Here is a 17,278-nt window from a genome sequence, read left to right as displayed (position 1 = left end):
AATCATAGGATGATTGACTGTCCACTCTCCGGCTGCCCCCGGGCGCCCCGGTCGTGCGAAGGTGTGCCATGCCCTTGAGCCATCCCCGTCGCTCGGCCCTGTCCGAGCAGGTCATCGCAGCACTGCGGGCCCAGATCACCTCGGGCGAGTGGCCGGTCGGCTCCCGGATCCCGACCGAGCCGGAACTGGTCGAGCAGCTCGGTGTCGCCCGCAACACGGTCCGGGAGGCCGTCCGCGCCCTGTCGCACAACGGGCTGCTGGACATCCGACAGGGTTCCGGCACGTACGTCGTGGCGACGAGCGAGCTGGCGGGCGTGATGCAGCGGCGGTTCGCCGAGGCCGACCCCCGGCACATCGCCGAGCTGCGCTCCACGCTGGAGTCGGCCGCCGCCCGGCTGGCCGCCGAGCGGCGTACGGAGAAGGACCTCAAGCAGCTCGGCGCACTGCTGCTGCGGCGCGAGGAGGCCTGGGAGTCCGGTGACAAGGAGGCGTTCGTGACCGCGGACGCGACCTTCCACCTGGCCGTGGTGTCGGCCTCCCACAACGACGTCATGACGGCCATGTACGCGGACCTGGGTGAGGTGCTGCGGGACTGGCTGCGCGAGGACGTCGGCGAGAGGCTGACGCCGGAGACGTACATGGACCACGGGCGGCTGCTGGAGGCGATCCGCGCGGGCGAGGCGGACACGGCCGCCGCGGAGGCCGCCCGCTACCCGTTCCTGTGCCGCCTGGGCGGGGTCCCCTCCCCCGCCGCCTGACCGAAGCCGCCCGGCGCGGTCCCCTCCCCCGCCGCCTGACCGAAGCCGCCCGGTGGGGTCAGCTCACGCGCCGGTGACCGACCCACACGTCGGCGACTTCCTTCCAGCACCGTCCCGCCAGCCGCACCGTCTGCGCGGGGGCGACCTCGATCGGTGAGCTGTCGGTGTCGATGTCCCACCATCGGGCGCATTCCACGTGCAGGCTCACCCGGTCGGTCTCCGGGTAGGGGTTGTGGCAGTACACGATCACCTTGGAGCCGGTCACGCGGATCCGGCAGGCCGCGCCGAAGGGATCCGGGGACTCGCGCTCACCGGCGGGCACGCGCGCGTGGGGCACCGCCTCGTACGCCAGGGTCAGCACGAGCGCGACGGCGAGGGACACTGAGGCCGTTCGGCGGGACAAGCGCACAAGGGGACCTCCTCGACCGTGCTGGGGAGGGGCTCGCGTGGTGAACGCGTACTCAAGAGTGCCAGGTCGGGAGCCTCCCCCGCCCGGCCGACTGAGCCGAACGGGTGACGCCCCGCTCCCTGCGAGCTGCGGGGAACGGGGCGTCGAGGACGTGCGGGAGATCAGGCTCCGATGGCGTGCAGACCACCGTCCACGTGGACGATCTCGCCGGTGGTCTTCGGGAACCAGTCGCTCAGCAGGGCGACGATGCCGCGGCCGGCCGGCTCGGGGTCCTTCAGGTCCCACTCCAGCGGGGAGCGGCTGTCCCACACCGAGGCCAGCTCGCTGAAGCCCGGGATGGACTTGGCGGCCATGGAACCGATCGGGCCCGCCGAGACCAGGTTGCAGCGGATGTTCTGCTTGCCCAGATCACGGGCCATGTAGCGGCTGGTGGCCTCCAGCGCGGCCTTGGCCGGGCCCATCCAGTCGTACTGCGGCCACGCGAACTGCGCGTCGAAGGTGAGGCCCACGACGGAACCGCCGTTCTGCATCAGCGGCAGGCAGGCCATGGTCAGCGACTTCAGGGAGTACGCCGAGACGTGCATGGCGGTGGCGACGGACTCGAACGGCGCGTTGAGGAAGTTGCCGCCGAGGGCGTCCTGCGGGGCGAAGCCGATGGAGTGCACGACACCGTCGAGGCCGCCCAGCTCCTCGCCGACGAGGTCGGCGAGCCGCCCGAGGTGCTCGTCGTTGGTGACGTCGAGCTCGATGACCTTGGTGGGCTTGGGGAGCTTCCTGGCGATGCGCTCGGTCAGCGTGGGCCGCGGGAACGCCGTGAGGATGATCTCGGCGCCCTGCTCCTGGGCCAGCTTGGCGGTGTGGAAGGCGATGGAGGACTCCGTCAGCACACCCGTGATCAGGATGCGCTTGCCCTCGAGAATTCCGCTCATGGTGATCAGTGACCCATTCCCAGTCCGCCGTCAACGGGGATGACGGCTCCAGTGATGTACGAGGCGTCGTCGGAGGCGAGGAACCGCACCGTCGCGGCGACCTCCTCGGGCTGGGCGTACCGGCCGAGCGGAACCTGCTTCACGATGTTCTCGCGCTGCTCGTCGGTGAGCGCCTTGGTCATGTCCGTGTCGACGAAGCCGGGTGCGACGACGTTGAAGGTGAGGTTGCGCGAGCCCAGCTCACGGGCGAGGGAGCGCGCGAAGCCGACCAGGGCGGCCTTGGAGGCGGCGTAGTTCGCCTGGCCGGGACCGCCGTACAGACCGACGACCGACGAGATGAGGACCACGCGGCCCTTCTTGGCGCGCAGCATGCCGCGGTTGGCGCGCTTCACGACGCGGAAGGTGCCGGTGAGGTTGGTGTCGATGACCGAGGTGAAGTCCTCCTCGGACATGCGCATCAGGAGCTGGTCCTTGGTGATGCCGGCGTTGGCGATGAGGACCTCGACGGGGCCGTGGGCCTCCTCGATCTCCTTGTAGGCCTGCTCCACCTGCTCGGCGTCGGTGATGTCGCACTTGACGGCCAGGCAGCCCAATTCCGTCAGGGCGGCCGGCGGCTCGCCCGAGCGGTACGTGATGGCGACCTTGTCGCCGGCATCGGCGAAAGCGCGGGCGATGGCGAGGCCGATGCCCCGGTTGCCTCCGGTGACGAGAACCGAGCGGCTCAACGGATCACCCTTTCGATAGCGGTCTGGATACCCGCCCGGGCGCCTGGACGACAGGCGGTGATGACAGGCGGCTTCCTCGAAAACCTATCGGTCCCGGCAGGCCCGCGGACAATCGGGCACCGACAGTGGCGTAGGGGACTACCTGTCGGGTCCCTACAGAAAGCCGCGAACCCGGCTCGGGAAACTCGTGGCCCGCGCGGTGGATGGGGGACATGATCGGAGCAGTCACGACGCACGGCGACCACGCTCCCCTCGACAGAAAGAGACGGCGGTGCCTCATACCATCGACGAGGCCTTCACGGCCCTCCCCCTACGCCCCCTGGCCGACGCCGCCCTCGCACGCGCGCGTGCGCTGGGCGCCGAGCACGCGGACTTCCGGTTCGAGCGGGTGCGGGGCGCCTCCTGGCGGTTCCGGGACGCCAAACCCGCCGGGTCGTCGGACACCACCGACCTCGGGTACGCGGTGCGGGTGGTGCACGGCGGCACGTGGGGCTTCGCCTCCGGCGTCGACCTCACCCTGGACGCCGCGGCCAGGGTCGCCGGGCAGGCGGTGGCGATGGCCAAGCTGTCCGCCCAGGTGATCAAAGCCGCCGGGTCGGACGAGCGAGTGGAGCTGGCCGACGAGCCGGTGCACGCGGACAAGACGTGGATCTCGTCGTACGAGATCGACCCCTTCTCCGTGCCCGACGAGGAGAAGGCCGGGCTGATCGCGCAGTGGAGCGCCCGGCTGCTGGCGGCCGACGGTGTCGACCACGTCGACTCCTCACTGCTCACGGTCCACGAGAACAAGTTCTACGCCGACACCGCGGGGACGGTGACCACACAGCAGCGGGTGCGGCTGCACCCGGTGTTCAACGCCGTGTCGGTGGACGAGTCGAGCGGCGAGTTCGACTCCATGCGCACCCTCGCGCCGCCGGCGGGACGCGGCTGGGAGTACCTGACGGGCACCGGCTGGGACTGGGAGGGCGAGCTGGAGCGGATCCCGGAGCTGCTCGCCGAGAAGATGCGCGCCCCGAGCGTGCGCCCCGGCCTGTACGACCTGGTCGTCGACCCGTCCAACCTGTGGCTGACCATCCACGAGTCGATCGGACACGCCACCGAGCTCGACCGGGCGCTCGGCTACGAGGCCGCCTACGCCGGCACCTCCTTCGCCACCTTCGACCAGCTGGGCAAGCTGCGCTACGGCTCCGAGCTGATGAACGTCACCGGCGACCGCACCGCCGAGCACGGCCTGGCCACCATCGGGTACGACGACGAGGGCGTCGCGGGCCAGTCCTGGGATCTGGTCAAGGACGGCACACTCGTCGGCTACCAGCTGGACCGGCGGATCGCGAAGCTGACCGGCTTCGAACGGTCCAACGGCTGCGCCTACGCCGACTCCCCCGGGCACGTGCCGGTGCAGCGCATGGCCAACGTGTCGTTGCGGCCGGACCCGGCGGGGATGTCGACCGAGGATCTGATCGGTGGCGTGGAGCGCGGCATCTATGTCGTCGGCGACCGGTCCTGGTCGATCGACATGCAGCGCTACAACTTCCAGTTCACCGGGCAGCGCTTCTACCGCATCGAGAACGGGCGGCTCGCCGGGCAGCTGCGCGATGTCGCCTACCAGGCGACGACCACCGACTTCTGGGGGTCGATGTCCGCGGTGGGCGGGCCGCAGACCTATGTGCTCGGCGGTGCCTTCAACTGCGGCAAGGCCCAGCCGGGGCAGGTCGCGGCCGTCTCGCACGGCTGCCCCTCGGCCCTCTTCAAGGGCGTCAACATTCTGAACACGACCCAGGAGGCCGGTCGATGAACATCAGCTGCAGCATCGGCCGGGGGTCCGGGGGTTACCCCCCGGGTAAGCACAGTCTGAACACGACCCAGGAGGCCGGTCGATGAGCCCTCGCACCAGCAAGCCGCACGAAGTGGTCGAGCGGGCCCTCGAACTGTCCCGGGCGGACGGCTGTGTCGTCATCGCCGACGAGCAGTCCACCGCCAACCTGCGCTGGGCGGGCAACGCGCTGACCACGAACGGCGTCACGCGCGGGCGCACGCTCACCGTCGTCGCCACCGTCGACGGCAAGGAGGGCACCGCCTCCGGGGTGGTGTCACGGTCCGCCGTGACCCCCGACGAGCTGGAGCCCCTGGTGCGGGCCGCCGAGGCCGCCGCGCGCGGCGCCGGGCCCGCCGAGGACGCCCAGCCGCTGGTCACGGGCGTGACGCAGTCGCCGGAGTTCACGGAGGCGCCCGTCGAGACCTCCTCGGCCGTGTTCGCCGACTTCGCTCCCGCGCTCGGCGAGGCCTTCGCCCGCGCGCGGGCGGGCGGCCGCGAGCTCTACGGCTTCGCCAACCACGAGCTGGTGTCGTCCTACGTCGGCACGTCCACCGGACTGCGGCTGCGGCACGACCAGCCGAACGGGACGCTGGAGCTGAACGCCAAGTCGCCGGACCGGACCCGGTCCGCGTGGGCCGGCCGCTCCACGCGGGACTTCAAGGACGTCGACCCGGCGGCCCTGGACGCGGAGCTGGCGGTGCGCCTCGGGTGGGCCGAGCGGCGCGTGGAGCTGCCCGCCGGGCGCTACGAGACGCTCCTGCCGCCGACGGCCGTGGCGGACCTGCTGATCTACCAGATGTGGTCGGCGTCGGGCCGGGACGCGGTCGAGGGCCGCACGGTGTTCTCCAAGCCGGGCGGGGGCACGCGGGTCGGCGAGAGGCTGACCGACCTGCCGCTGACCCTGCGCAGCGACCCGAACGAGCCGGGCCTGGAGTCGGCGCCCTTCGTGATCGCGCACTCCTCCGGCGGCGACCAGTCGGTGTTCGACAACGGGCTGCCGCTCGCCCCCACCGAGTGGATGCGCGAGGGCGAACTGCGGCACCTGACGACCAGCCGGCACAGCGCGGGCCTGACCGGTCTGCCGGTGGCGCCGGGCATCGACAACATCGTCCTGGACGGGGGCGAGGACCGTTCCCTGGAGGAGATGGTCGCGAACACCGGGCGCGGGCTGCTGCTGACCTGCCTGTGGTACATCCGCGAGGTCGACCCGGCGACGCTGCTGCTCACCGGGCTGACCCGGGACGGTGTGTACCTCGTCGAGAACGGCGAGGTGACGGGCGAGGTGAACAACTTCCGGTTCAACGAGTCGCCGGTCGGGGTGCTGGGCCGGGCCACGGAGGCCGGGCGGACCGAGAAGACGCTGCCCAGGGAGTGGAGCGACTGGTTCACCAGGGCGGCCATGCCCGCGCTGCGGGTCCCGGATTTCAATATGAGCTCTGTCAGCCAGGGCGTATAACCTCGTAGTCGGCTGTCACCCGACTGCCCGAAGATCATCGAGGAGACACGAGAACCGTGACGGACATCGTCGACGAGCTGAAGTGGCGCGGGCTGTTCGCCCTGTCCACTGACGAGGACGCTTTGCGCAAGGCGCTCGCGGACGGTCCCGTCACGTTCTATTGCGGCTTCGACCCGACGGCGCCGTCGCTGCACGTGGGGCACCTGGTGCAGGTGCTCACCGTGCGCCGGCTCCAGCAGGCCGGTCACCGGCCGCTGGCGCTGGTCGGCGGTGCCACAGGCCTCATCGGCGACCCGCGCCCGACCGCGGAGCGCACGCTGAACGACCCGGAGACGGTCACCGGCTGGGTCGCCAAGCTGCGCGCCCAGATCGAGCCGTTCCTGGACTTCGAGGGCGAGAACGCGGCCGTCATGGTCAACAACCTCGACTGGACGGAGAACCTCTCCGCGATCGAGTTCCTCCGCGACATCGGCAAGCACTTCCGCGTCAACAAGATGCTGACGAAGGACTCCGTGGCCCGGCGCCTGGAGTCCTCCGAGGGCATCAGCTACACGGAGTTCAGCTACCAGCTGTTGCAGGGCATGGACTTCCTCCAGCTCTACCGGCGCTACGGCTGCACCCTCCAGCAGGGCGGCAGCGACCAGTGGGGCAACCTCACGGCGGGCCTGGACCTGATCCACCGCCTGGAGCCCGACGCGAGCGCGCACGCGATGGCGACGCCGCTGATGACCAAGGCGGACGGCACCAAGTTCGGCAAGACCGAGGGCGGCGCCGTCTGGCTCGACCCGGAGATGACCACGCCGTACGCGTTCTACCAGTTCTGGCTGAACGTGGACGACCGGGACATCTCCAAGTACATGCGCATCCTGTCCTTCCGCTCCCGCGAGGAGCTGGAGGAGCTGGAGCGGCAGACCGAGGAGCGTCCGCAGGCCCGGGCAGCGCAGCGGGCGCTCGCCGAGGAACTGACGACGCTCGTGCACGGCGCCGACCAGACGGCCGCCGTGATCGCCGCGTCCAAGGCCCTCTTCGGGCAGGGCGAGCTGGCGGAGCTCGACGAGAGGACGCTGGCCGCGGCCCTCTCCGAGGTGCCGCACATCCAGGTCGCCGAGCTCGGCCCGGCCGTCGACCTCTTCGCCGAGGTCGGCCTGGTGGCCAGCAAGTCGGCCGCGCGCCGCACGGTCAAGGAGGGCGGCGCCTACGTGAACAACGTCAAGGTCGCCGGCGAGGATGCCGTCCCCGCCAAGGAGGACCTGCTGCACGGCCGCTGGCTGGTGCTGCGCCGGGGCAAGAAGAACCTGGCCGCGGTCGAGGTCACGGGCGGCTGAGAGCGCAACGGCGAAGGGGGCGGTCTCCGTTTTCGGAGGCCGCCCCCTTCGCCGTGCCGCCCCGTCATGCCCTGCTCTTGTCTCCTCTGGCCGCCGTCCAGGCCCGGTCGCCCAGACCGACGAGGATGATCGCCATCACCAGCTGGAAGACGTGCCGCCACCAGTCGATTCCCGATGTGGCGTCGACACCGGCCGCCCGGGCGATGGCGTTGCCGGCGATGCCGCCGATCATGCCCAGGATGACGGTCAGCCACAGGGGAAGGTGTTGCTTGCCCGGAATGATCGCCTTCGCGATCAGACCGAGTACCAGTCCTACGATGATCGCCCACAACCAGCCCATCGCTGCCTCCTCGTGCGGCTCGACGTGAGCACTACGGCCAGTGTCGGCCCAGTGGCCGTACGCCGCATGCCGACGCGGACCGTACGCGGGACGGCGCAGGCCGTTCGCCCCGACGGCGCGCGACCCGGTCTCGTGGCAGGCGCAGCCGCGGCGTAACGTAAGAGCTGTCCTGGTCAGGTTCCCCGGCCGGCCGGGGACGGCCACGGGGCGGGTGAAAGTCCGATACGGGCGGATGGTGGAATGCGATGCGGAAGCAGCATGGCGGCGGCAACGTCCAGGTTTTCCGGATCACCGGCGCCCGGACAGGGCTGCAGGAGGACGTGCGCGGGCGGCAGCGCCGGTACGTGATCTCGATGACGGTCCGCACGATCTCCGTGATCCTCGCGGCCACCCTGTGGAACGTCGAACGGCACGTCGCCATCGTGGCGTTGGTGCTCGGGCTGGTGCTGCCGTACATCGCGGTGGTGATCGCCAACGCGGGGCGTGAGAATGCGCCGTCTCTGCCGTCGACGTTCGTGGTGTCGCAGTCGCGTCCGATGATCGGCCCGCCGGATGCGAGGGACGGCTCGGGGGAATCGGTTGCGGAAGATGCCGCGCCCGGGCCGGGGGCGGGTGCGCGGAGCGAATCGCACGAGCGATAGGCGCGCCCCGGCGCAATTCCGCGGACCTTGAGGGAGAGCGGGAAGGGAAGTCAGCTTCCCGCCAAGCTCAAGAAAAGCTCAGATCAATCATGTTGTTCCAGTGCCGGGGCCGGGGTTACCCGTGACATACTTCGTACGCGCTCCGCATCCCCCGTCGGAGCGACGGACCGACGCCGGGCAGCTCCCCCCGTGGCTGCTCGGCGTCGCCTTTTCAGTGAGACGAAAGCTGTGAGTGACGAGACGCCCATCTGTTCCGCGAAGGGCTGCCGTGTCGACGCCGTGTGGGTGCTGGCGTGGAACAACCCGAAGATCCACACGCCGGAGCGGCGCAAGACGTGGCTGGCCTGTGAGGAGCATCGCGAGCACTTGTCTCAGTTCCTCGGGGTGCGGGGATTCTTGAAGGACGTGGTGCTCTTCGAGGAGTGGGAAGCGAAGGACGCCTGACCCCGGCTGCGGGCCCTGCGGCTGTTCGCGCTCACGCGGCGGAGCCGCATATCGATACGGCCCCGCGCCCCCAGGTGTCTCTAGCCACCGATCGCGGACATGGGCCTGGTCGGCTGTACGAACGTCGGGTCGTCCAGGCCCGCTCCCGCCTTCTTGCCCCACATCGCCAGGCGCCAGATGCGGGCGATCTCCTCGTCCGGGGCGCCGGATCGCAGCGCGGCGCGCAGGTCTGTCTCCTCCTGGGCGAACAGGCAGGTGCGGACCTGTCCGTCGGCCGTGAGGCGGGTGCGGTCGCACGCCGAGCAGAAGGGGCGCGTGACGGAGGCGATGACGCCGACCACATGCGGGCCACCGTCGACGAGCCAGCGCTCCGCGGGGGCCGAGCCGCGCTTCTCCTCGCCCTCGGCGGTCAGCTCGAAGCGGGTGCGCAGGGAGGCCAGGATGTCGCCGGCGGTGATCATGCCGTCGCGCTTCCAGCCGTGCTGGGCGTCCAGGGGCATCTGCTCGATGAAGCGCAGTTCGTAGTCGTGCTCCACGGCCCAGGCCAGCAGGTCGGGGGCCTCGTCGTCGTTGAGCCCCGGCATCAGGACCGAGTTGACCTTGACCGGGGTCAGGCCCGCGTCACGGGCGGCGTACAGGCCCTCGATGACGTCCTTGTGGCGGTCGCGGCGGGTGAGGGTCTTGAAGACGTCCGGGCGCAGCGTGTCGAGGGAGACATTGACCCGGTCCAGGCCCGCATCCTTCAGGGCCGCCGCCGTGCGCTTGAGGCCGATGCCGTTGGTCGTCAACGACATCTGGGGGCGGGGGTCCAGCGCGGCGACGCGCTCGACGATGCCGGCCAGGCCCGGGCGCAGCAAGGGCTCGCCTCCGGTGAAGCGGACCTCCTCGATCCCGAGGGACGTCACCGCGATGTCGATCAGGCGGACGATCTCGTCGTCGGTGAGCAGGTCCGGCTTGGCCAGCCACTGCAGGCCCTCCTCGGGCATGCAGTACGTACAGCGCAGGTTGCACCTGTCGGTCAGTGAGACCCTCAGGTCGGTGGCCACCCGGCCGTAGGTGTCGATGAGCACGTGGGCCCCCTCCCTCGTCGCGGATCATGCGTGCGGCTCTGCTTCTCCGACACCTGTGAGCCTACGTGACCCCACCGACAACGCCACAGGCCCGATCCCACGACGCACGGCGCGGCCGGGCCGCAGGGACCTGGAGGTTCCTACGACGCGGCCGCGCGGGAGGGGTCGTGCTCAGTGGGCTCCGGTGCCGGTCAGGGACCGGACCTCCAGCTCCGCGTACTTCTTGGCGTCGGGCTCCTCCTTGGACAGGACCGTGCCGAGCCAGCCCATGAGGAAGCCGAACGGGATGGAGATGATGCCCGGGTTCTTCAGCGGGAACCAGGCGAAGTCGACCTCGGGGAACATCGCCTTGGGGTCGCCGGAGACGACGGGCGAGAACAGCACCAGGCCGACGGCGACGATCAGACCGCCGTAGATCGACCACAGCGCGCCCTGGGTGGTGAAGCGCTTCCAGAACAGGCTGTAGAGGATCGTCGGCAGGTTGGCGGAGGCGGCGACCGCGAAGGCGAGGGCGACCAGGCCGGCCACGTTCAGGTCGCGGGCGAGGGCGCCGAGGCCGATGGAGACGACGCCGATGGCGACGGTCGCCCAGCGGGCCGCGCGGACCTCCTCGGCGCCGGACGCCTTCCCCTTGCGGATGACGTTGGCGTAGATGTCGTGCGCGAAGGACGACGACGAGGCGAGGGTGAGGCCCGCGACGACGGCCAGGATCGTCGCGAAGGCCACCGCCGAGATCGTGGCGAGCAGGATCGCGCCCCAGGTCGAGTCGACACCGCCCAGATGCAGGGCGAGCAGGGGTGCGGCCGTGTTTCCGGACGGGTTGGACGCGATGATCTCGTCCTGGGAGATCAGTGCGGCGGCGCCGAAGCCGAGGGCGATGGTCATCAGGTAGAAGCCGCCGATGATGCCGATGGCCCAGTTCACGGACTTACGGGCGGCCTTGGCGTCGGGCACCGTGTAGAAGCGGATCAGGATGTGCGGCAGGCCGGCGGTGCCGAGGACCAGGGCGATGCCCAGGGAGATGAAGTCCAGCTTGGAGGTGCCGGTCGCGCCGTACTGCAGGCCGGGCTCCAGGAAGGCGGCGCCCTTGCCGCTGTTCTCGGCGGCCTGGCCGAGCAGGTCGGAGATGTTGAAGTTGAACTTCAGCAGCACCAGGAAGGTGATCAGGATGGTGCCGCCGATGAGCAGCACGGCCTTGACCATCTGCACCCAGGTGGTGCCCTTCATGCCGCCGATCGAGACGTAGACGATCATCAGGAGACCGACCAGGGCCACGATGAGGATCTTGCCGGCGTCGGAGGTGATGCCGAGCAGCAGCGAGACGAGGACGCCCGCGCCGGCCATCTGGGCCAGCAGGTAGAAGATCGACACCACGATGGTGGAGGTGCCGGCGGCGGTGCGGACCGGGCGCTGGCGCATGCGGTACGCGAGGACGTCGCCCATGGTGTAGCGGCCGGAGTTCCGCAGCGGCTCGGCCACCAGGAGCAGGGCGACCAGCCAGGCGACCAGGAAGCCGATGGAGTAGAGGAAGCCGTCGTAGCCGAAGAGGGCGATGGCGCCCGCGATGCCGAGGAACGACGCGGCGGACATGTAGTCGCCGGAGACGGCGAGCCCGTTCTGGAAGGCGCTGAACTGGCGGCCGCCGGCGTAGAAGTCGGCGGCGTCCTTGGTCTGGCGGCCCGCCCAGATGGTGATGCCGAGGGTCGCGAGGACGAACAGTGCGAACAGGGTGATGATCAGCGGGCGGTGCTCGCTGGCCTCGTTCGCGGCGAGGAAGGTGTGCTGTACGGGGCTCATGCGCCGCTCTCCATCCGGGTCTTGATGGCCTCGGCCTTGGGGTCGAGCTTCGCGGCGGCGTGCCGCGAGTACCACCAGGCGATGAGGAACGTGGTGACGAACTGGGCGACGCCGAGGAGGAGGGCGACGTTGATGTTGCCGAACAGCTTGGTGCCCATGAAGCCGCCCGCGTAGTTCGAGAGCAGGACGTACAGCAGGTACCAGGCGATGAAGCCGATGGTCAGCGGGAAGGCGAAGGAGCGGTAGGAGCGGCGCAGTTCAACGAACTCCGCGCTCTCGTGCACCTCGGCGAACTCCTCGGGTGAGGGGAGCTTGTGTTGCTCTTTCGAGGGGGGCGGTGCGTCGGTGGCCACGAAGTCTCCTCGCAAGGACGGCAGCAGTTGTGAGCGTGGGCGGAGGCGCGTGTCCTCGCGCTCCCTGTTCAACGTCACGGCGGCGCGTGAGAACCGGTTCAAACGCCCGGCGTTGTTTCCGAAGTCGTTTCGACAAAGCGTTGCTGGCCAGCGAGAGGCCGGGATAGCTTCACCCTGCACCACGTCATGTACCTGCCCGGGCACCACCTGTGTCTCGGGCCGGTTTCGTTTCCGGAGGATGTGGAGACCCCATGTCTCACTTGCGTTCCAGACGCCGGCTCGTCTCGGGCCGGTTTCGTTTCCGGAGGATGTGGAGACCCCATGTCTCACTTGCGTTCCAGACGCCGGCTCGCTCTCGCCGTGCCCGTCGTGCTGTCCCTGACCGCCTCGCTCGGCTTCCTGCCCGCCGCCGCCTCGGCGGCCCCGCAGGCGGAGTCGGCCGTCCGGACGGCGGACGGGCCGAAGCTGGCGTACGTCGTCAACACCAAGGTGGACCGCCACACGATCGCCTCGGTGAAGAAGGCGATCGGGAAGGCCGACGGTTCGGTCGTGGCCGCCTACGAGCGGATCGGCGTGCTCGTCGTCCACTCCTCGAACCCCGACTTCGCCAAGACGATCCGCGAGGCCCGCGGGGTCCGGTCCGCCGGCGCGACGCGGACCACGCCGCTGGCCCCCGCGGGGACGAAGGAGGAGGGCGCGGTCGAGTACCTGACGGCCGCCCAGGCGAAGCGCACCGAGGCCGCCTCGGCGACGACGCCCGAGAGCGAGCCCCTCGAAGCGGACCAGTGGGACCTGCGCGCGATCGGCGCCGACCAGGCCGCGCGGATCAATCCGGGCAGCCGCAAGGTGACCGTCGCCGTGATCGACACCGGCGTGGACGACACCCACCCCGACATAGCCCCGAACTTCTCCGCCTCCCAGTCCGCCAACTGCGCCGGCGGCAAGCCCGACACCAGTGAGGGCGCCTGGCGGCCGTACACCGCCGAGGACTACCACGGCACGCACGTCGCGGGTGAGATAGCCGCCGCCCGCAACGGCGTCGGCGTCGCGGGCGTCGCTCCCGGCGTGAAGGTGTCCAGCATCAACGTGACCGACCGGGCGAACGGCCTCTTCTACCCGGAGAGCGTCGTGTGCGCGTTCGTGTTCGCCGCCGACCACGGCGTCGAGATCACGAACAACAGCTACTACGTCGACCCGTGGCTGTACAACTGCATGGACGACCCGGACCAGCGGGCCATCGTCGACGCGGTCAACCGGGCCCAGCTGTACGCCCAGAAGAAGGGCACGCTGAACGTCGCCGCGGCGGGCAACTCCAACCACGACCTGGACTCGGACGCGATCGTCGACGACTCCAGCCCCGACGACTCCACCCCGGTCGAGCGCACCATCGACCCGCACGAGTGCTTCGACGTGCCGAACCAGCTGCCGGGTGTCGTCACGGTGAGCTCGACGGGCGTCGACAACGTCAAGTCGTACTTCTCGACGTACGGCAAGGGCGTCGTCGACGTCGCCGCGCCGGGCGGCGACGGGCGCTACCAGATACCCGACACCCCCTCGAAGAACGGCCGCATCCTCTCCACCCTGCCGAACGGCACGTGGGGCTTCCTGCAGGGCACCTCGATGGCCTCGCCGCACGCCTCCGGCGTCGCCGCGCTGCTGAAGTCCACGTACCCCTGGGCGTCTCCGGCCCAGCTGCAGGCGCTGCTGAAGGCGCAGGCCGACAAGACCGCCTGCCCCGCCTCCTACGACCAGGACGGCGACGGAACGCAGGACGCGGTCTGCAAGGGCGGCAAGCGCGTCAACGGCTTCTACGGCCACGGCATCGTCAACGCGCTGCGCGCGGTCGAGTGACCCGGCCCGCCATCGAGACCTTCGCAAGATCAGCTCGTACTGTGAACGAACTGGAGACAGCATGACTGCGCCGTACGCGCGCTACCGTCGCGCGGTCGCGATACCGGCCGGGATGGCCGTGGCCACGGCCCTCGCGTTCCTGCCGAACACCGTGGCCACGGCCGCCGAGGACGTCCCGGCACCCACCGCGGCCGAGGCCGCGTCGTTCAGCTACGTCGTCAACGTCAAGCCGGGGCACGGCACTTCGGCGCATGTGAAGAAGGCCGTCGCCAAGGCGGGCGGCACGATCGTGACGTCGTACGACCAGATCGGCGTCCTCGTCGTCCACTCCTCGAACGCCGACTTCGCCAAGACGATCCGCACGGTGCGCGGCGTGCAGTCGGCGGGGGCCACCCGTACCGCGCCGCTGCCCTCGGCGTCGACGGGTGACCTGGGCGCGCCGAAGGTGCTGAGCGCGGCCGAGGTCGCCGCGGCCGACGCGCCCGCCGGGCAGGACCCGTTGCAGCCCCAGCAGTGGGACCTGGCCGCCATCAAGGCGGACAAGGCGCACGAGAAGACGCTGGGCAGCAAGAAGGTCACGGTCGCCGTGATCGACACCGGTGTGGACGACACCCACCCCGACATCGCGCCCAACTTCGACCGCAAGGCGTCGGTCAACTGCGTGTCGGGCAAGCCGGACACGGCCGACGGGGCCTGGCGGCCGGGCGCCGCGGAGAGCCCGCACGGCACCCACGTCGCCGGTGAGATCGCCGCCGCGAAGAACGGTGTCGGCATGACCGGTGTCGCGCCCGGCGTGAAGGTCTCCGGCATCAAGGTGTCCAACCCGGACGGCTTCTTCTACACGGAGGCCGTGGTCTGCGGCTTCGTGTGGGCGGCCGAGCACGGGGTCGACGTGACGAACAACAGCTATTACACGGACCCCTGGTACTTCAACTGCGACAACGACCCGGACCAGAGGGCGCTGGTGGACGCCGTCACCCGGGCCTCGCGGTACGCGGAGAAGAAGGGCGCGGTCAACGTCGCCGCGGGCGGCAACGAGAACTACGACCTCGCCTCCGACGAGATCACCGACCCGTCGTCCCCCAACGACAGCACGCCGGGCGACCGGGTCGTCGACCCCTCGAAGTGCCTCGACATCCCGACCCAGCTGCCGGGTGTCGTCACGGTCGCCTCGACGGGCGCCAAGGGCATCAAGTCGTCCTTCTCCAACTACGGCCTGGGCACCATCGACATAGCCGCCCCGGGCGGTGACTCGACCGCCTACCAGAGGCCCGAGGCGCCGGCCACGAGCGGTCTGATCCTGGGTACGCTGCCGGGCGGCAAGTGGGGCTACATGGCCGGTACGTCGATGGCGTCCCCGCATGTCGCGGGCGTCGCCGCGCTCATCAGGTCGACGCACCCGCACGCCTCTCCGGCCTTGGTGAAGGCCCTGCTGTACGCGGAGGCCGACGCCACGGCGTGCACGGACCCGTACGACATCGACGCCGACGGCAAGATCGACGCGGTGTGCGAGGGCTCGAAGAACCGGAACGGTTTCTACGGCTGGGGCATCGCGGACGCGCTGGACGCGGTCACCAAGTAGAGCTCGTGTGAAGGTGATCGGGCCGGGCGGGAGCACCCGTCCGGCCCGCTCCGCGTCTGCGGCAGGATTCCTCGTCATGGACGTGTACGTGAATCCGGCGACCTGGACGGCCCGACCCGTGCGGCCGCAGTGGCAGTTGGCCCTGCGGTTCGCCGGCAGTGTGGTGTGGTTCCCGGTGGTGTGTGTGCTGTGGGCGGCGGTGCTGGCCGTGTTCCTCGTCGTCGGCATGTTCGCGGAGGTCGTCACGGTGTTCAGCAACACCCTCGAACGCGGCTACCTCAAGGCCATGGGCTGGACCCTCGACCGCATCGGGAGCACGGCCTCCTGGTGCGTGTCCTGGCCCGAGCTGCGTCACGAGGGCGACGCCGCGTACTACAAGGCGCGGGTGGACAAGGCCGTGGCGAAGTGGACCGCCCGGGCCTCGGCGCCGGTCGTGCCGAAGAAGCCGAAGCCTCCCGTGGAGTGTGCGATACCGCTGCGGAAGTACCGGGGGGTCGGCGGTTGGTACGTCGCCGAGGTCGCCCTCGCCCAGGGGTGGGAGCTGCGGCCCACGGACGAGCGCAAGGAGGTGCGGCTGTGGTGGTCGGCCGCACCGAAGGTTGCTTGAGGCCTCTGTGCCGACTTGCCCGGCCGTGTGAAGGTTGGTGAAGATCCTGGGGTGACCCTGACACAACCCCCGCCCGGGCCGGCCGATCGGCACGGGTCCGTGCGGCGCGCCGGTGCGGGCCGGGCCGTCGCCGTCCTGGTGCTGGTGGCGCTGGCCGCGCTGATCCCGCTGCTCGGCCCGTCCGCCGCGCTGCACGGCACCGGGGAGGCCGAAGCGCCCGGCGCCGGCGGCATAGCCCTGCTCCGCACGGTGCTGTTCGGGGCGCTGTGCATACCCGTCGGTGAACTGTTCGTGAACCGGCTGGCGCGCTCGCTGCCCGGCCGGGGCGGCGCTCCCCCGGTTCTGCCCCGCAGTCGGTCCCCGCTCGCGGCCGGCGCCGGTTTCCTGGCCGCCCTCGGGCTCGCCGCGGTCGTGGCCACCGGCAATCTCGTGCCGGGCGAGGGGGCCGACATCGATGTCGGGGGGCTTTACGCCTCCCGGGACGGCAAGCTCGCCCTGCTGGAGGTCAACGCGTTCCTGGTGGCGGGACTGTGCGCCGCGTCGCGCCGGCCCGCCTCGCAGGCCTGGCCGCTGGCCGCCGTGGTCGTCGCCGAGGCGCTGCGCGCACACCCCACGACCGAGCACACCCCGCTGACCGGCTCCGCGCTGACGCTCGTTCACCTGTCCTGCGCGGCGCTGTGGGCGGGCGGCCTGGTGCACGCGCTGCGCGTCCTGCGGCTGTGGCGCGGCCGGCCCGACGCGGCGGCCGGCGCGGCACTGCTGGGTCTCTACGCGCGCGTGGCGGCCGTCCTGCTCGCCGCCGTCACCGCGACGGGTGTGTGCAGTTCACTGCGCCGGATGCCGCCGGAGACGATCCTCGAGCAGCTGACCGGGACGGCGTACGGGCGCGCGCTGCTCGCCAAGGTGCTGCTCGTGGCGGTCGTCGCCGCCCTCGCGGTGTGGGCCCGGCGACGGCTGCGCCGGTCCGCCGACCCGCTGACCGCGTGTGAGCCGGCCCGGGCGGAGGTCGTCGCCCTGGGCCTGGCGGTCGCGGTGTCCGGGGTGCTGACGGCGGTCCCGGTGCCCATCCGCTGGTGACAGAGGCGTGTCCGGGGAACCGGCCCGGCCGGAGCCGGAGCGGTTCTCCTTCCTGGACGACGAGGACCGCGAACAGTTCCTCGTCGGAGTCGACATCT

17 protein-coding genes are annotated in these 17,278 nt (G+C 70.6%); 10 read left to right on the top strand and 7 right to left on the bottom strand.

The genetic code is table 11. The features are described from left to right. The first annotated feature begins 68 nt into the window (after positions 1–68). A complete protein-coding gene (locus FDO69_RS11370; RefSeq protein ID WP_104779639.1) occupies positions 69–758 on the top strand; it encodes a FadR/GntR family transcriptional regulator in 690 nt (229 codons plus the stop codon). 58 nt (positions 759–816) lie between these two features. On the opposite strand, the gene FDO69_RS11365 is transcribed toward FDO69_RS11370, so the two are convergent. The 3 genes from FDO69_RS11365 to fabG all read right to left on the bottom strand — a co-directional run bounded on the left by FDO69_RS11365 (position 817) and on the right by fabG (position 2,821). Beyond that, the gene (locus tag FDO69_RS11365; protein WP_104779638.1) at positions 817–1,167 is read right to left on the bottom strand and encodes a hypothetical protein; all 351 of its coding nucleotides are present in this window, start codon (positions 1,165–1,167) and stop codon (positions 817–819) included. A gap of 161 nt (positions 1,168–1,328) precedes the next feature. Next, the gene (fabI, locus tag FDO69_RS11360; RefSeq protein ID WP_104779637.1) at positions 1,329–2,096 is read right to left on the bottom strand and encodes an enoyl-ACP reductase FabI; all 768 of its coding nucleotides are present in this window, start codon (positions 2,094–2,096) and stop codon (positions 1,329–1,331) included. A 5-nt stretch (positions 2,097–2,101) separates the two neighbouring features. Continuing rightward, positions 2,102–2,821, bottom strand: a complete 720-nt coding sequence (fabG, locus tag FDO69_RS11355) for a 3-oxoacyl-[acyl-carrier-protein] reductase (protein WP_104779636.1) — start codon at positions 2,819–2,821, stop codon at positions 2,102–2,104. A 271-nt stretch (positions 2,822–3,092) separates the two neighbouring features. Between fabG and FDO69_RS11350 the strand changes: the two genes are divergently transcribed. The 3 genes from FDO69_RS11350 to tyrS all read left to right on the top strand — a co-directional run bounded on the left by FDO69_RS11350 (position 3,093) and on the right by tyrS (position 7,418). Further along, positions 3,093–4,616, top strand: a complete 1,524-nt coding sequence (locus FDO69_RS11350) for a TldD/PmbA family protein (protein ID WP_104779635.1) — start codon at positions 3,093–3,095, stop codon at positions 4,614–4,616. A gap of 82 nt (positions 4,617–4,698) precedes the next feature. Further along, positions 4,699–6,093 (top strand): metallopeptidase TldD-related protein, encoded by a 1,395-nt coding sequence (locus FDO69_RS11345; protein WP_104779634.1) that lies wholly within the window; start codon positions 4,699–4,701, stop codon positions 6,091–6,093. Between the two features lie 56 nt (positions 6,094–6,149). Continuing rightward, positions 6,150–7,418 carry a tyrosine--tRNA ligase gene (tyrS, locus tag FDO69_RS11340; RefSeq protein WP_104779633.1) on the top strand — a complete coding sequence of 423 codons (1,269 nt, stop codon included), beginning with the start codon at positions 6,150–6,152 and terminating at the stop codon, positions 7,416–7,418. Between the two features lie 64 nt (positions 7,419–7,482). On the opposite strand, the gene FDO69_RS11335 is transcribed toward tyrS, so the two are convergent. Continuing rightward, on the bottom strand, positions 7,483–7,758 hold the full coding sequence (locus FDO69_RS11335) for a GlsB/YeaQ/YmgE family stress response membrane protein (RefSeq protein ID WP_104779632.1): 276 nt from the start codon (positions 7,756–7,758) through the stop codon (positions 7,483–7,485). A gap of 245 nt (positions 7,759–8,003) precedes the next feature. Between FDO69_RS11335 and FDO69_RS11330 the strand changes: the two genes are divergently transcribed. Together FDO69_RS11330 and FDO69_RS11325 are read left to right on the top strand one after the other, a co-directional pair. Continuing rightward, positions 8,004–8,399 carry a DUF3099 domain-containing protein gene (locus FDO69_RS11330; RefSeq protein WP_104779631.1) on the top strand — a complete coding sequence of 132 codons (396 nt, stop codon included), beginning with the start codon at positions 8,004–8,006 and terminating at the stop codon, positions 8,397–8,399. A gap of 228 nt (positions 8,400–8,627) precedes the next feature. After that, positions 8,628–8,843, top strand: coding sequence for a hypothetical protein (locus tag FDO69_RS11325; protein ID WP_104779630.1), 216 nt, complete (start codon positions 8,628–8,630; stop codon positions 8,841–8,843). 80 nt (positions 8,844–8,923) lie between these two features. On the opposite strand, the gene moaA is transcribed toward FDO69_RS11325, so the two are convergent. The 3 genes from moaA to FDO69_RS11310 all read right to left on the bottom strand — a co-directional run bounded on the left by moaA (position 8,924) and on the right by FDO69_RS11310 (position 12,063). Next, positions 8,924–9,913 carry a GTP 3',8-cyclase MoaA gene (moaA, locus tag FDO69_RS11320; RefSeq protein ID WP_104779629.1) on the bottom strand — a complete coding sequence of 330 codons (990 nt, stop codon included), beginning with the start codon at positions 9,911–9,913 and terminating at the stop codon, positions 8,924–8,926. A gap of 171 nt (positions 9,914–10,084) precedes the next feature. Continuing rightward, positions 10,085–11,710 carry a solute symporter family protein gene (locus tag FDO69_RS11315; RefSeq protein WP_104779628.1) on the bottom strand — a complete coding sequence of 542 codons (1,626 nt, stop codon included), beginning with the start codon at positions 11,708–11,710 and terminating at the stop codon, positions 10,085–10,087. Beyond that, entirely contained in the window at positions 11,707–12,063 is a 357-nt protein-coding gene (locus FDO69_RS11310) for a DUF485 domain-containing protein (protein WP_104779627.1), read from the bottom strand. Before FDO69_RS11310 ends, FDO69_RS11315 begins: the two co-directional genes overlap by 4 nt. A 321-nt stretch (positions 12,064–12,384) precedes the next feature. Between FDO69_RS11310 and FDO69_RS11305 the strand changes: the two genes are divergently transcribed. From FDO69_RS11305 to FDO69_RS11290, 4 genes are all read left to right on the top strand, one after another. After that, positions 12,385–13,914: a S8 family peptidase gene (locus tag FDO69_RS11305; protein WP_104779626.1), complete on the top strand. Its 1,530-nt coding sequence runs from the start codon at positions 12,385–12,387 to the stop codon at positions 13,912–13,914. A 61-nt stretch (positions 13,915–13,975) separates the two neighbouring features. Beyond that, positions 13,976–15,496 (top strand): S8 family serine peptidase, encoded by a 1,521-nt coding sequence (locus tag FDO69_RS11300; RefSeq protein WP_104779625.1) that lies wholly within the window; start codon positions 13,976–13,978, stop codon positions 15,494–15,496. Between the two features lie 76 nt (positions 15,497–15,572). Continuing rightward, positions 15,573–16,103 (top strand): hypothetical protein, encoded by a 531-nt coding sequence (locus FDO69_RS11295; protein ID WP_104779624.1) that lies wholly within the window; start codon positions 15,573–15,575, stop codon positions 16,101–16,103. 51 nt (positions 16,104–16,154) lie between these two features. Continuing rightward, positions 16,155–17,180 (top strand): CopD family protein, encoded by a 1,026-nt coding sequence (locus FDO69_RS11290; protein WP_104779623.1) that lies wholly within the window; start codon positions 16,155–16,157, stop codon positions 17,178–17,180. Positions 17,181–17,278 lie beyond the last annotated feature (98 nt).

The organism is Streptomyces tibetensis (genome assembly GCF_007655005.1).
Taxonomy (GTDB): Bacteria; Actinomycetota; Actinomycetes; order Streptomycetales; family Streptomycetaceae; genus Streptomyces; species Streptomyces tibetensis.
The sequence above is the reverse complement of the archived record's forward strand: the minus strand, read 5'-3'. Positions and strand labels throughout refer to the sequence as shown.